This window comes from Streptomyces sp. NPDC086549 (assembly GCF_044746205.1).
Taxonomy (GTDB): domain Bacteria; phylum Actinomycetota; class Actinomycetes; order Streptomycetales; family Streptomycetaceae; genus Streptomyces.
The window spans coordinates 193,209-205,737 of record NZ_JBIVBS010000004.1 but is presented as its reverse complement, the minus strand read 5'-3'; the positions used below and the strand labels follow the sequence as shown (position 1 = coordinate 205,737).

The window sequence follows — 12,529 nt, the reverse complement described above, 5'->3', positions numbered from 1 at the left end:
GAGCGGATGCTCAGGTTCATGCCCGTCGGTGACTCCATGACGATCGGAAGCGCGGGCGAACACACATGGCGCTACCGGATGTGGCAGCACCTGTGCGCGACGTACGGCGGCCCCTTCACGCTGGTGGGCCCGCGCGAGACGCTGTACGAGAAGGCGACGGACAGTCCGACGTCGTACGACTACGCCGACCCCGGCTTCCCGCGCGCCCACCTGGCAGGCTGGGGCGAGGGCTGGATGCACATGGCCCCGCTGATCGGCGGCGCGGTACGCGAGTGCCGGGCCGACGTCCTGCTGGTGTCGCTGGGCCTGATCGACCTGGGCTTCTACACGAACGCGGAGCAGACGGCGGAGAACGTACAGGCCTTCGTCAGCGCGGCCAGGACGGCCAACCCGCGCATACGCATGGTCCTGCTGCCGGTGATCCCGAACGTCCGGGCGCAGTCGGACACGCCCTTCGCCGAGCAGGTGGACCGGTTCAACGTCCTGCTGGCGAAGGCCGTGGCCGACCTGGACGAACCCCGCTCGGCCCTGCTCCTCGCCTCGCCCCCGCCGTCGTACGACATCCATCAGGACACCTACGACGGCACGCATCCCAACGCGAGCGGGGAGCACAGGATCGCGGCGGCCTTCGCGGAGGCGATGTACCAGGGGTGGGGGCTGGGCGAGGCGTACGAGGGCGGCTGAGGGGCGCCGGCGGGGCCGGGGCCGCCCCAGGGCCTGTTGCCCTAGATGTCGCCGGGGGCCGGTATCCGGAGGCTGTCGAGGAGCTGCTGATGCGCCTCGGCCACCGACGCCTTCTGCTGCTCGGGACCAAGGCTCACCAGCTCGACGAGGTGGTGGCCGTCGTCGATGAGGCGCAGGAAGCCGACGGTTCCGTCCTTTGCCGAAAGCCGCGTGTCGAGGACCCGTTGGCCGCCTGACGTCGTCACCTTGACGGCTGTACCGGTGAGCTCACTGCGCGGGGACCGGGATTCCTCGTTGTAGCCGTCCAGGAAGCCCCGGAGATTCTGCTTGAGGTCCTTCACGCCGGCCGCGTCCGCGACCGCGAAGCCGGCGACCCCGGTATCGGTGGCCGCCATGTAAATACGGCCGTCGACGCCGTCCTTGGCCTTGGTGAGCTTCTGGACCTCGGGATTTCCGGGAAGCCGGACCTTTATGCCGCTCGGAGCGTCGGTGGTCTCCACCCATCGCGCCGGTGCGGGCGCGCTGACGGATCTGGGGAACGGCGGCGGCACCTGCGGGGCGGCGAACGCGCCACTGGGCAGCAGCACGGCTCCGGCGGCCACGACGGTCGAGGCGGAGAGCAGCAGACGGCGCTGGATTTGACTGCGGAAAGACATGGAAATGCACATCCTGCGGTAGTGGGGGATTTCGGAAAAGTTGCCGAACGGCATATGTCCATTAGGCCCGGACCCCCGAATCGGGTCATGCCACTGCATCGCGTGGCAGGAGAACTCGGGACTTGACAGCGAGGCCCTTGCATAGAGCGCACTCCAAGCCGTTGGCTTGTGGACCATGAAGTACACGCAGCTCGGACGCACGGGACTCAAGGTCAGCCGACTCGTCCTCGGCACCATGAACTTCGGCCCGCAGACCGACGAAGCCGACAGTCACGCGATCATGGACGCGGCGCTGGACGCGGGCATCAACTTCTTCGACACCGCCAACGTGTACGGCTGGGGCGAGAACAAGGGCCGTACGGAATCCATCATCGGAAACTGGTTCGCCAAGGGCGGCGAGCGGCGCGACAAGGTCGTGCTGGCCACCAAGGTGTACGGCAACATGGCTGCCGACGGCGACGCCTGGCCCAACCAGGACAAGCTGTCCGCCCTCAACATCCGACGGGCCGTGGACGCCAGCCTCAAGCGGCTCCAAACCGACTACATCGATCTCTACCAGTTCCATCACGTCGACCGCCGGACGCCGTTCGAGGAGATCTGGCAGGCCATCGACGTGCTCGTGCAGCAGGGCAAGATCCTCTACGTCGGGTCCAGCAACTTCCCCGGCTACAAGATCGCCCAGGCCAACGAGATCGCCGCGCGGCGGGGCGGCACCATCGGGCTCGTCAGCGAGCAGTGCCTGTACAACCTCGCCGAACGCCGCGCCGAGATGGAGGTGATCCCGGCGGCGCAGGAGTACGGGCTGGGGGTGATTCCCTGGTCGCCGCTGCAGGGCGGGCTGCTGGGCGGCGTGATCAAGAAGGAGGTCGAGGGCGGGCGCCGGGCGTCCGGACGGGCCGCCGACACCCTCGCCAACCCCGCCGCACGCGCGCAGATCCAGGCCTACGAGGACCTGCTGGAGAAGCATGGCGTGGAGCCGGGTGAGGCGGCCCTGGCCTGGCTGCTGACGCGCCCCGGGGTGACCGGCCCGATCGTCGGCCCGCGCACCGCCGAACAGCTGGCGTCGGCCCTCAGGGCCGTGGAGCTGGAGCTGCCGGAGGAGCTGCTGGCGGGGCTGGACGAGATCTTCCCGGGTCCGGGGCCGTCCCCCGAGGCCTTCGCCTGGTAGCCGGAGACCGGCGTACGGCGGGGCTGCGGCGGTCTACTTGCCGACCATCGCAGCCACCGCCACCACCACGAACATCAGCACAAGCGCACCGGCCATGATCCGGTTCCGGGTTTTCGGGTCCACGGTCCCGAGCCTAACCGGCCCCGCCGAGCGCCCAGCGGGCGACCGTCTCGTACCGGGGCTGCTCCCCGGGCACCCCGGACCTGGGCAGGTTGCTGCGCACCAGGGCGAGGTCGGCCACCGTCCAGGTGCGGCTCGTGAAGTCGCGGAGGCTCTTGACGTACGGCCGTACGTCCACCGCGTCCCGGCCGCGCGCCACCGTCAGGTGGGCCTTGTACCGCCGGTGCTCGCCCATCGGCACCCCCGCCTTCCGCGCCGCCGACTCCGTCCGGTCGGCCAGCAGGCGGAGCGTCTCCAGGTCGCCCTCGGCCCCGGCCCACAGGGCCCGCCCGTGCCCGAACTGGCCGCCGCCCGAGACGGCCAGGGGGAAGGGGGGCGTGTGGTGGGCCGCGCGCGCCAGCCGGTCGGACAAATCCGGCACGAGTTCGTCGTCGACCTCGCCGTAGAAGGCGAGCGTGAAGTGCCAGCCGGGACGGCCGGTCCAGCGCAGCCTCTCCGCGCGGGGCAGTTCCCGCAGCCGGGCGACCTCGGCGGCGACCTCGTCCGTGACGTCCTCCGGGGGGACGACGGCGGCGAAGAGTCTCATGGCCTCACCTTTCCAGGGAACGGATCGCCCGGCCAGCCGCCCGCGGCGCGGAAAGCGGCTGCCCCGGCCCGCCCGGCCGGGGATGATCGACGGCATGGAGCAGAACGGGAAGATCAGCATCAGGGACGGCGGGCCGGACGACATCCCCGTGATCCTCGGCATGTTCGACAGTGCCGTCGAGTGGCTCGTGGCGCAGGGGCGCCCCCGGCAGTGGGGCACCACACCCTGGTCGGAGAACCCCAGGGCGGTGGCGATGATCACCCGGTACGTCACCGAGGGCGCCCCGTACATCGCCGAGTACGACGGTGTCCCGGCGGCCACGCTGACCCTCACGGACGCGCCGGGTGACTATCTGAGGCCCGCCGACGAGCCCGAGCGCTTCATCCACACCCTCGCCTCCGACCGCCGCTTCAAGGGCCATGGCGTCGGAGCCGCGCTGCTCGCCCACGCGGCCGAGGAGACCCGCCGCGCCGGGATCTCGCTCCTGCGCGTGGACTGCTACGCGGGCGACGACCGCAAGCTGGTGGCCTTCTACGAGCGCAACGGCTTCGTCCCGACCGAGTCCTTCACCGTCGACACGCCCGACGCGGAGGCCTGGCCGGGTCAGGTGCTGGCCCGGAGGGTCCGGTAGGAGTCCCCCGGGCCAGGGCGGGCCCTGGGGCCGCTCAGGCCGCCGTGGCCAGCTGCTCCCGCTCTCTCGGGACGAACCGCAGCCGCGGGTGGCCGTGGTGCCAGCCCACCGTCAGGCGCAGGCCGCCGATGCGGGCGAGGGCCAGTCCGATCGCGGCTGCCGCGCCGGCGGAGATGACGCCGCCGAGGACGAAGCCGACGCGGGGGCCGTAGGCGTCGGTGATCCAGCCGACGACCGGCGCGCCGAGCGGCGTACCGCCCATGAACACCATCATGAACAGGGCCATCACCCGGCCGCGCATGGCCGGGTCGGTGGCCATCTGCACGGCGGTGTTCGCGGTGACGTTGACCGTCAGGCCGAAGATCCCGATCGGGACCATGAGCAGGGCGAACAGCCAGTACGACGGCGCCAGCGCGGCGACGACCTCCAGCGTGCCGAAGGCCACCGCGGCGGCGATCAGGACGCGCAGGCGGGCCGTGCCGCGGCGGGCGGCCAGCAGAGCGCCGCCGAGCGAGCCGACGGCCATCAGGGTGTTGAAGAGGCTGTAGGCGCCGGCGCCCGCGTGGAAGACGTCGTCGGCGTAGGCCGACAGCCACACCGGGAAGTTGAAGCCGAAGGTGCCGATGAAGCCGACCAGGACGATCGGCCAGATCAGCTCGGGCCGGCCGGCGACGTAGCGCAGGCCCTCCCGGAGCTGGCCCTTGCCGCGCGGGGCGCGCTCGACCACGTGCAGCTCACGTGCGCGCATCAGCAGCAGGCCGGCGATGGGGGCGACGAAGGACAGACCGTTGAAGAGGAAGGCCCAGCCCGTGCCCACACCGGTGATCAGCAGGCCGGCGACGGCGGGGCCGACCAGACGGGCGGACTGGAAGTTCGCGGAGTTCAGGCTGACCGCGTTCTGCAGCTGCTCGGGGCCGACCATCTCGGAGACGAAGGACTGCCGGGCCGGGTTGTCGACGACCGTGGCGAGGCCGACGGCGAAGGCGGCGACGTAGACGTGCCACACCTGGACGTGGCCGGTGAGGGTCAGCGCGGCGAGCGCGAGGACCGTGACGGCCATGGACGTCTGTGTGACGAGCAGTGTGGGGCGTTTGGGGAGTCGGTCGACCAGGACACCGCCGTAGAGGCCGAAGAGCAGCATCGGCAGGAACTGCAGGGCCGTCGTGATGCCGACGGCCGCTGAGGAGCCGGTGAGGCTGAGCACCAGCCAGTCCTGGGCGATGCGCGCCATCCAGGTGCCGGTGTTGGAGACGACCTGGCCGATGAAGAAGAGTCGGTAGTTCCGGATCCTCAGCGAGCTGAACATCGAGGATCCGCGGGTGCGGCCAGGGGTGGTGAGGGTGGTCGGTGCGGGGGCGGAAGGTGCTCCGGATCCCGTACTCAAAAGGGTTCGCCTCCTTGCGTCACGTGCTTACAGATGTGCGAGCTTCTCCAGTACGGGGGCGGCGGCGCGGAGTTTCGCCCACTCGTCCTCGTCGAGGCCGTCGACCAGGCCGGCCAGGAACGCGTTCCGCTTGCGGCGGCTCTCTTCGAGCATCGCTTCGGCCTGCTCGGTCCTGGTGACGACCTTCTGGCGTCTGTCCTCGGGGTGCGGCTCCAGCCGGACCAGGCCCTTGGCCTCCAGCAGCGCCACGATGCGGGTCATCGACGGCGGCTGGACATGCTCCTTGCGGGCGAGTTCGCCCGGCGTGGCCTTGCCGCAGTTGGACAGGGTGCCGAGCACCGACATCTCGGTGGGGCTCAGCGACTCGTCGACCCGCTGGTGCTTGAGCCGACGGGACAACCGCATCACGGCGGAGCGCAGGGAGTTCACGGCGGCAGCGTCGTCGCCATGGGTAAGGTCCGGCATGTTCTTTAGAGTAACTCATTACTCTCTCTAAAGACCACCGGCGACACGCCCGGATGCCCGTGACCCTTGCCACTGAACGCTTTCAGGGCCCATTCATCACTCATACGAGTGAGCCGGTTCCGGAAAGTGACGCGCCGGGCAGCCGGATGTGGCGACCCTCGTGTGCATGGGGACCACAGTGCTCAGCCTGCGGATAGACGGGGAGCTGCTCGAACGGCTCCGGCATCATGCGGCAAAAAGAGGAATGAGCGTTCAGGACTACGTGGTCCGGACTCTTGTCCGGGACGACTTCGACGAACGCTTCAAGACAGCTGTCGAAGAGACCAAGAAGTTCTACGACGTGGGACAGGGCCACCCATGAGCTCCGGCTCGTCGAAGTCGTCCCGAGTCGACCGCTCCCCGGCCCAGTAGCCGGTGCCCGCCCGGCTTGAGGGCGAGACCAGGTTGACCAGCTCAAGTCATCCGCGAATGGAGGTGCCATGGATGGCTACGTTTCACGCAGGTGAGAAGACCCACCCCGCCGTGCTTCCTCAGCGGCGGGCTCTGGAATCAGTGAGACCAGACACCCCTGGGAGCAGGGACGAAACGGCTCACGGACACCCCGCCGTCGCGCAGGGCACCGACATGGAACATGAGCGAGGGGAGATCTCTGGCAGTGGCACCCGACGCCAGAGGCGTCACCCTGTTGCTCCGGCTGCGGCCGAGGCCTCAGGAGAGACCAGGAACGGTGACGTTCCCGTCAAGAGCAGCACTGACCGCGGAAGTGCAGGGGCAGGACGAGTCTTCGTCCTCGCTAAGGACGGCTCACCTCTGATGCCCTGCCATCCCGCTCGGGCACGTGCACTGCTTGCCGAAGCAGAGCGGTGGTGGCCCGCCACAGTCCGTTCACGATCCGTCTCAAGGACCGTACCCAGGAGCAGTCGGAGGTCGAGGGTGTACAGGTGAGGATCGATCCGGGCTCAAGGGCCACGGGCATCGCCGTCACAGACGAGAAGAAGGCAACTCGCCGAAGCACTCAAGGCCCACGAGACTCCCGTGTACTGCTGGTCAGGCGGTCGGACGAAGTGGAACCGTACCGCCATGGGCCTTGCAAAGACCCACACCCTCGACGCCCTTGCAGTTGGTTCTCTCGACCACGAACAGGGGGACGCCATTGTGCGCATCCCCAAGCAGGTACTCGTTGTCACAGCAACTGGACGTGGCTCGTACGCTCGCACGCGGCCCGACAAATACGGCTTCCCGCGCTTGCTCCTCACCCGTACCAAACGGCACTACGGCTACCAAACTGGCGACCTCGTGCGGGCGACAGTTCCGTCTGGCAAAAGAGCCGGAGTATACACAGGCCGGGTCGCCGTCCGATCCAGCGGGAGCTTCAACGTCACTACTGCGCACGCAACCATTCAGGGAATTCGGCACAAGCGTATCCGCCTGCTTCAAAGAGCAGACGGATACGCCTACAAAGTGAAGCCCGAGATTACGTGAGGCCGAGGGCCGGCATCAGGTAGTAGAAGGTGAACACGGCGGCGACGACGTACATCGGCACCGGGATCTCGCGGGCGCGGCCGACCGCGAGCCGCATCACCACAAAGGCGATGAAGCCCATGCCGATGCCGTTCGTGATCGAGTAGGTGAACGGCATCATCACCATCGTGATGAAGGCCGGGACCGCGATGGTGTAGTCGGCCCAGTCGATCTCCTTGACCGAGCCGGCCAGGATCAGGAAGCCGACCGCGAGCAGCGCCGGGGTGGCGGCCTGGGACGGGACCATCGTGGCGACGGGGGTGAGGAACAGGGCCACGGCGAACAGCGAGCCGGTGACGACGTTGGCGAAGCCGGTGCGCGCGCCCTCGCCGACGCCGGCCGTGGACTCCACGAAGGCGGTGGTGGCCGAGGAGGAGCTGGCGCCGCCCGCCGCGACCGCGAGACCGTCGACGAAGAGCACCTTGTTGATGCCGGGCATCTCGCCCTTGGCGTTGGTGAGCTTGGCCTCGTCGCTGACGCCCATGATCGTGCCCATGGCGTCGAAGAAGCAGGACAGCAGGACGGTGAAGACGAAGAGGATGCCCGTCAGGAGGCCGACCTTGCCGAACCCGCCGAACAGGCTGACCTGGCCGATGAGCCCGAAATCGGGGTTGGCGAAGGGGTTGCCCGGCCACTTCGGGGTGGTGAGACCCCAGGAGGGCACCTTGGCGACGGCCTCGATGATCAGCGCGAGCACGGTCATCGAGACGATCGAGATGAGGATCGCCCCGGAGACCTTCCGCACGATGAGCGCGAGGGTGAGCAGCGCGCCGAGGATGAAGACGAGGACCGGCCAGCCGTTGAGGTGACCGTCCGCGCCCAGCTGGAGCGGGACGGTGGTGTGCGCGGCGTCCGGGATGCGGCTGATGAAGCCGGAGTCGACGAGGCCGATCAGCATGATGAACAGGCCGATACCGATGGAGATGGCCTTGCGCAGGCCGTAGGGCACGGCGTTCATGACGCGCTCGCGCAGCCCGGTGGCGACGAGCAGCATGACGACGAAGCCGGCAAGCACGACCATGCCCATCGCGTCGGGCCACGACATGCGCGGCGCGAGCTGGAGCGCGACGACCGAGTTCACCCCGAGTCCGGCGGCGAGCGCGATGGGGACGTTGCCGACGACGCCCATCAGGAGCGTCGTGAAGGCGGCGGTGACGGCGGTGGCCGTGACCAGCTGCCCGTTGTCGAGCTGATGCCCGTACATGTCCTTCGCGCTGCCGAGGATGATCGGATTCAGCACGATGATGTAGGCCATCGCGAAGAACGTGGCGAAACCGCCACGGATCTCACGCGACAGCGTGCTGCCCCGCTCCGAGATCTTGAAGAAACGGTCGAGCGCGCCGTACGCGGGCTCAGCGCCCGGCTGTTCGGGGGCGGGGACCTTGGCAGGTGCCGAGGTGGACATGCGGGACCTCATCACCAAAGGAGCTCCCCCGAGAACCTTTGGACTTTCCTACGAGCAGAAGTGGCCAGAGACAAACGGTTTCAGTATGAACGTATGAGTGCCAGATCGCTATCTCCGCGCGTAGACCCCGTAGCCCCCTGAGGGCTCCGCTCGCTTCCGGTCGCCTCGTAAGCTGTGCGCATGGCGAAGTGGACCCCCAAGCACGAGGCGCCGGAGCCCCTGGAGGGCCCCGTGGTCGCCACCATCACCGGCGGCACGATCCTCTGGTTCGTCCTCTTCCTGGTTCAGCTCCCCTTCTACGGCTGGTTCGACGAGCACGGCCACACCTGGTGGCTGTGGACCTGTCTGGCCGGCGGCGGGCTCGGCCTGATCGGCATCTGGTACGTCCGCAAGCGCGACGCGGCGATCAAGCGGGCGGCGGCCCCGAAGGCGGCGACGGCCGAGTAGGCCGTACGGAGGGCCGTACCGAGCGGGCCGTACAACCACCGCACGACATCCCTCATCCCCAGGGCGGGTCTTCCGGCCACTCGGCATGTGAAGCCGTAAATCCACACGTACCGTCGAATGCATGACGCACATCGACGCGGGCGCGGAGCTCGACCCCGTGCACCCGGTGCCCGTCCCGTCAGCGCCCCCGTCGACCGGCCTGTCCTCCGCCGAGGTCGCGGAACGCGTCGCCCGTGGTCAGGTCAACGACGTCCCGGTCCGCAGCAGCCGCACGCTCACCGAGATCGCCCGCGCCAACGTCTTCACCCGCTTCAACGCGATCATCGGCGTCCTCTGGCTGATCACGCTGTTCGTCGCCCCGATCCAGGACAGCCTCTTCGGCTTCGTGATCGTCGCCAACACCGCCATCGGCATCGTCCAGGAGTGGCGGGCGAAACAGACCCTCGACTCACTGGCCGTGATCGGTGAGGCCCGCCCCACCGTCCGCCGGGACGGGGTCGCCGTCGAGGTCGGCACCTCCGAGCTCGTGCTCGACGACCTCATGGAGATAGGCCCCGGCGACAAGATCGTCGTCGACGGGGTGTGCGTCGAGGCCGAGGGGCTGGAGATCGACGAGTCCCTCCTCACCGGCGAGGCGGACCCCGTCGTCAAACACCCCGGCGCCGAGGTCATGTCCGGCAGCTTCGTCGTCGCCGGCGCCGGCGCCTTCAAAGCCACCAAGGTCGGCCGCGAGGCCTACGCGGCCCAGCTCGCCGAGGAGGCCTCCCGCTTCACGCTCGTCCACTCCGAGCTGCGCACCGGCATCTCGACGATCCTGAAGTACGTCACCTGGATGATGGTCCCGGCCGCCATCGGCCTGATCGTCACCCAACTGGTCGTGAAGAACGACGACCTGAAGGCCGCGATCGCCCGCACCATCGGCGGCATCGTCCCCATGGTCCCGGAGGGCCTGGTCCTCCTCACCTCCGTCGCCTTCGCGATAGGGGTCATACGCCTCGGCCGCCGGCAGTGCCTCGTCCAGGAACTCCCGGCCATCGAGGGGCTCGCCCGGGTGGACACCGTCTGCCTCGACAAGACGGGCACGCTCACCGAGGGCGGCATGGACGTCAGCGAGCTCCGGCCGCTGGACGGCCTCGACGAGACGTACGTACGCAAGGTCCTCGGGGCGCTCGGGGAATCGGACCCCCGGCCCAACCCCTCCCTCCAGGCCATCATCGACGCCTATCCGGACAGCGAGGAGTGGCGCTGCGTCGAGTCGCTGCCCTTCTCCTCCGCCCGCAAGTACAGCGGCGCCACCTTCAGCGAGGGCGACGGCGAGACCAGCACATGGCTCCTCGGCGCACCCGACGTCCTCCTCACCGACGGCGCCCCGGCCCTGGCCGAGACCGAACGGCTCAACGAGGAGGGCCTGCGCGTCCTGCTGCTCGCCCGTGCCACCCGCGACCTCGACGACTACGACGTCGCCAAGGACGCCACGCCCACCGCCCTCGTCGTACTGGAGCAGCGGCTGCGCCCCGACGCCGCGGACACCCTGCGCTACTTCGCCGACCAGAACGTCCGCGCCAAGGTCATCTCCGGCGACAACGCGGTGTCGGTGGGCGCCGTCGCGGCCAAGCTCGGCCTCAGCGGTACGACGGTGGACGCGCGCCGCCTGCCGGAGCGCAAGGACGACATGGCGACCGCGCTCGACGAGGGCACGGTGTTCGGCCGCGTCACCCCGCAGCAGAAGCGGGACATGGTCGGCGCGCTCCAGTCACGCGGGCACACGGTCGCCATGACCGGCGACGGTGTGAACGACGTGCTGGCGCTGAAGGACGCCGACATCGGCGTGTCGATGGGGTCCGGATCCGAGGCCACCCGGGCGGTCGCCCAGATCGTGCTCCTCGACAACAGCTTCGCCACCCTGCCCTCGGTGGTCGCGGAGGGCCGGCGGGTCATCGGCAACATCACCCGGGTGGCCACGCTGTTCCTGGTGAAGACCGTCTACTCGGTACTGCTGGCCGTCCTGGTGGTGTGCTGGCAGGTCGAGTACCCGTTCCTGCCGCGGCACCTGACCCTGCTCTCCACCCTCACCATCGGCATCCCCGCCTTCTTCCTCGCCCTCGCGCCGAACGGGGAACGCGCACGGCCCCACTTCGTGCGGCAGGTGATGAAGTACTCGGTCCCGGGCGGGCTGGTGGCCGGAGTGGCGACCTTCGTGACGTATCTGCTCGCCCGCCACTACTACACGGGGGCGGGCTCGCTGGACGCGGAGACCAGCGCGGCCACGCTGACGCTCTTCCTGATCTCGATGTGGGTTCTGGCGATCATCGCCCGCCCCTACACCGTGTGGCGGGTGGCCCTGGTCGCCTCGATGGGCGTGGCGTTCCTGTTCGTGCTCGTCGTACCCGCGCTGCAGAGCTTCTTCGCGCTGAAGCTCGTCGGGGTCGCGATGCCGTGGACGGCGGTGGCCGTCGCCGCGGTGGCGGCGGTCGCCCTGGAGTTCCTGTGGAAGTGGGTCGACCGCCGCTTTCCCGCTTAGCGCCCGGTTCGAGAAGGGAGCGCCCCGCGCCCCTTTCGGGGCGCTGTCCTACTGCACGTCGACGTAGTCGGCCGCGGAGCTCACGGACGACGTGGTGGAGGTGCCCGCGAAGCTGTAGCGGTAGTAGCCGTCGGAGCCGGCCGTGACCGTGGTCTTCAGGGCGCCCGTGGAGGACGACGTGATCGTCTTGACGGTGGTGTAGGTGGTGGTGCCCGCCTTGCGGAACTGGAGCTTCACCGACTGGCCGCCGAAGCCGCCGTAGGTGCCCTTCTCCCAGTTGGCGCGGGTCAGCTTGCCGGTAACGGTGAGGGTCGCGCCCTTCTTGACCGGCTCGGGGGTGGCGTCGGCGGTGAGCTTCGCGGCGCGGCGGACCGGGATGGTGCCCAGGTCGTTCTGCCACTTCATGGCGTGGGTCGTCCGGTTGACGGCGAGCCCGCCGGTCTTCCAGGTGCCGGCGTCCGAGTTCCACAGCTCGTCGGCGGGGATGGTGATCGTGGCCGAGCAGTTCACGGTGGTGGAGTTCGCCGTGGTGCAGGTGCCCGGAGTGTCGCTGACGACCTGCGTGTCGGCGCTCTCCGCCGAGGTACCGCGGTAGAGCACCGGGCCGGTGTCGATGTTGCTGAGGGAGACGGTGGAGGGGTGCGTCACGGTGTAGGTCGCCTTGACCTTGACGATGGACGTCGCGCCGATGGTGATGGCCTTGCCGCTGTTGACCTTCATGTTGGAGAAGGTGACGTTCGGCGCCGTGGTGGCCGCGTGCGCGGCGGGGACGGCGAAGGCGGAGAGAGCCAGGGCGCCGGAGACGGCGGCCACGGTGGCACGTATGCGCATGTGCGTTTCCCCTGGGGGAGAAGTGATCGAGGAGTCGGTTGACTCAGGCGATCAGATCCATGAGGGGTGTGACTGGTTGTACGGCAAGAGCGCTTTCCGGCCAGATTTTG

Annotated in this window: 13 protein-coding genes; 7 read left to right on the top strand and 6 right to left on the bottom strand. The window is 69.0% G+C overall.

What is annotated here, in order from left to right; translation table 11 throughout:
- Positions 1-6 precede the first annotated feature (6 nt).
- On the top strand, positions 7-684 hold the full coding sequence (locus ACIPSA_RS15850) for a GDSL-type esterase/lipase family protein (protein WP_402634359.1): 678 nt from the start codon (positions 7-9) through the stop codon (positions 682-684).
- Between the two features lie 41 nt (positions 685-725).
- Here ACIPSA_RS15850 and ACIPSA_RS15845 read toward each other — a convergent pair whose 3' ends face one another.
- On the bottom strand, positions 726-1,340 hold the full coding sequence (locus tag ACIPSA_RS15845) for a hypothetical protein (RefSeq protein WP_402634356.1): 615 nt from the start codon (positions 1,338-1,340) through the stop codon (positions 726-728).
- A 175-nt stretch (positions 1,341-1,515) separates the two neighbouring features.
- Between ACIPSA_RS15845 and ACIPSA_RS15840 the strand changes: the two genes are divergently transcribed.
- The gene (locus ACIPSA_RS15840) at positions 1,516-2,508 is read left to right on the top strand and encodes an aldo/keto reductase (RefSeq protein WP_402634353.1); all 993 of its coding nucleotides are present in this window, start codon (positions 1,516-1,518) and stop codon (positions 2,506-2,508) included.
- A 133-nt stretch (positions 2,509-2,641) separates the two neighbouring features.
- Here ACIPSA_RS15840 and thpR read toward each other — a convergent pair whose 3' ends face one another.
- Positions 2,642-3,214 carry an RNA 2',3'-cyclic phosphodiesterase gene (gene thpR, locus ACIPSA_RS15835; protein WP_402634350.1) on the bottom strand — a complete coding sequence of 191 codons (573 nt, stop codon included), beginning with the start codon at positions 3,212-3,214 and terminating at the stop codon, positions 2,642-2,644.
- Positions 3,215-3,308: 94 nt separating this feature from the next.
- On the opposite strand from thpR, the gene ACIPSA_RS15830 reads away from it, so the two are divergent.
- Positions 3,309-3,845 carry a GNAT family N-acetyltransferase gene (locus ACIPSA_RS15830; RefSeq protein ID WP_402634347.1) on the top strand — a complete coding sequence of 179 codons (537 nt, stop codon included), beginning with the start codon at positions 3,309-3,311 and terminating at the stop codon, positions 3,843-3,845.
- Between the two features lie 34 nt (positions 3,846-3,879).
- Here the strand turns inward: ACIPSA_RS15830 and ACIPSA_RS15825 are convergent, their stop codons facing one another.
- Both ACIPSA_RS15825 and ACIPSA_RS15820 read right to left on the bottom strand, forming a co-directional pair.
- Positions 3,880-5,229: an MFS transporter gene (locus tag ACIPSA_RS15825; RefSeq protein WP_402634344.1), complete on the bottom strand. Its 1,350-nt coding sequence runs from the start codon at positions 5,227-5,229 to the stop codon at positions 3,880-3,882.
- A gap of 27 nt (positions 5,230-5,256) precedes the next feature.
- Positions 5,257-5,694 carry a MarR family winged helix-turn-helix transcriptional regulator gene (locus ACIPSA_RS15820; protein WP_402634342.1) on the bottom strand — a complete coding sequence of 146 codons (438 nt, stop codon included), beginning with the start codon at positions 5,692-5,694 and terminating at the stop codon, positions 5,257-5,259.
- A 166-nt stretch (positions 5,695-5,860) separates the two neighbouring features.
- Here ACIPSA_RS15820 and ACIPSA_RS15815 point away from each other — a divergent pair, with 166 nt between their 5' ends.
- Positions 5,861-6,055, top strand: a complete 195-nt coding sequence (locus ACIPSA_RS15815; RefSeq protein WP_402634339.1) for a ribbon-helix-helix protein, CopG family — start codon at positions 5,861-5,863, stop codon at positions 6,053-6,055.
- Between the two features lie 502 nt (positions 6,056-6,557).
- Positions 6,558-7,199, top strand: a complete 642-nt coding sequence (locus ACIPSA_RS15810; RefSeq protein ID WP_402634336.1) for an RRXRR domain-containing protein — start codon at positions 6,558-6,560, stop codon at positions 7,197-7,199.
- Here ACIPSA_RS15810 and ACIPSA_RS15805 read toward each other — a convergent pair.
- Positions 7,169-8,620, bottom strand: a complete 1,452-nt coding sequence (locus ACIPSA_RS15805) for an NCS2 family permease (RefSeq protein WP_402634334.1) — start codon at positions 8,618-8,620, stop codon at positions 7,169-7,171. The two genes, ACIPSA_RS15810 and ACIPSA_RS15805, sit on opposite strands and share 31 nt — an antisense overlap.
- Before the next feature lie 180 nt (positions 8,621-8,800).
- On the opposite strand from ACIPSA_RS15805, the gene ACIPSA_RS15800 reads away from it, so the two are divergent.
- On the top strand, positions 8,801-9,067 hold the full coding sequence (locus tag ACIPSA_RS15800) for a DUF2530 domain-containing protein (RefSeq protein ID WP_402634332.1): 267 nt from the start codon (positions 8,801-8,803) through the stop codon (positions 9,065-9,067).
- Positions 9,068-9,188: 121 nt separating this feature from the next.
- On the top strand, positions 9,189-11,588 hold the full coding sequence (locus ACIPSA_RS15795; protein ID WP_402634328.1) for an HAD-IC family P-type ATPase: 2,400 nt from the start codon (positions 9,189-9,191) through the stop codon (positions 11,586-11,588).
- A gap of 48 nt (positions 11,589-11,636) precedes the next feature.
- Here ACIPSA_RS15795 and ACIPSA_RS15790 read toward each other — a convergent pair whose 3' ends face one another.
- Positions 11,637-12,419: a hypothetical protein gene (locus ACIPSA_RS15790; protein ID WP_402634325.1), complete on the bottom strand. Its 783-nt coding sequence runs from the start codon at positions 12,417-12,419 to the stop codon at positions 11,637-11,639.
- Positions 12,420-12,529: the final 110 nt, after the last annotated feature.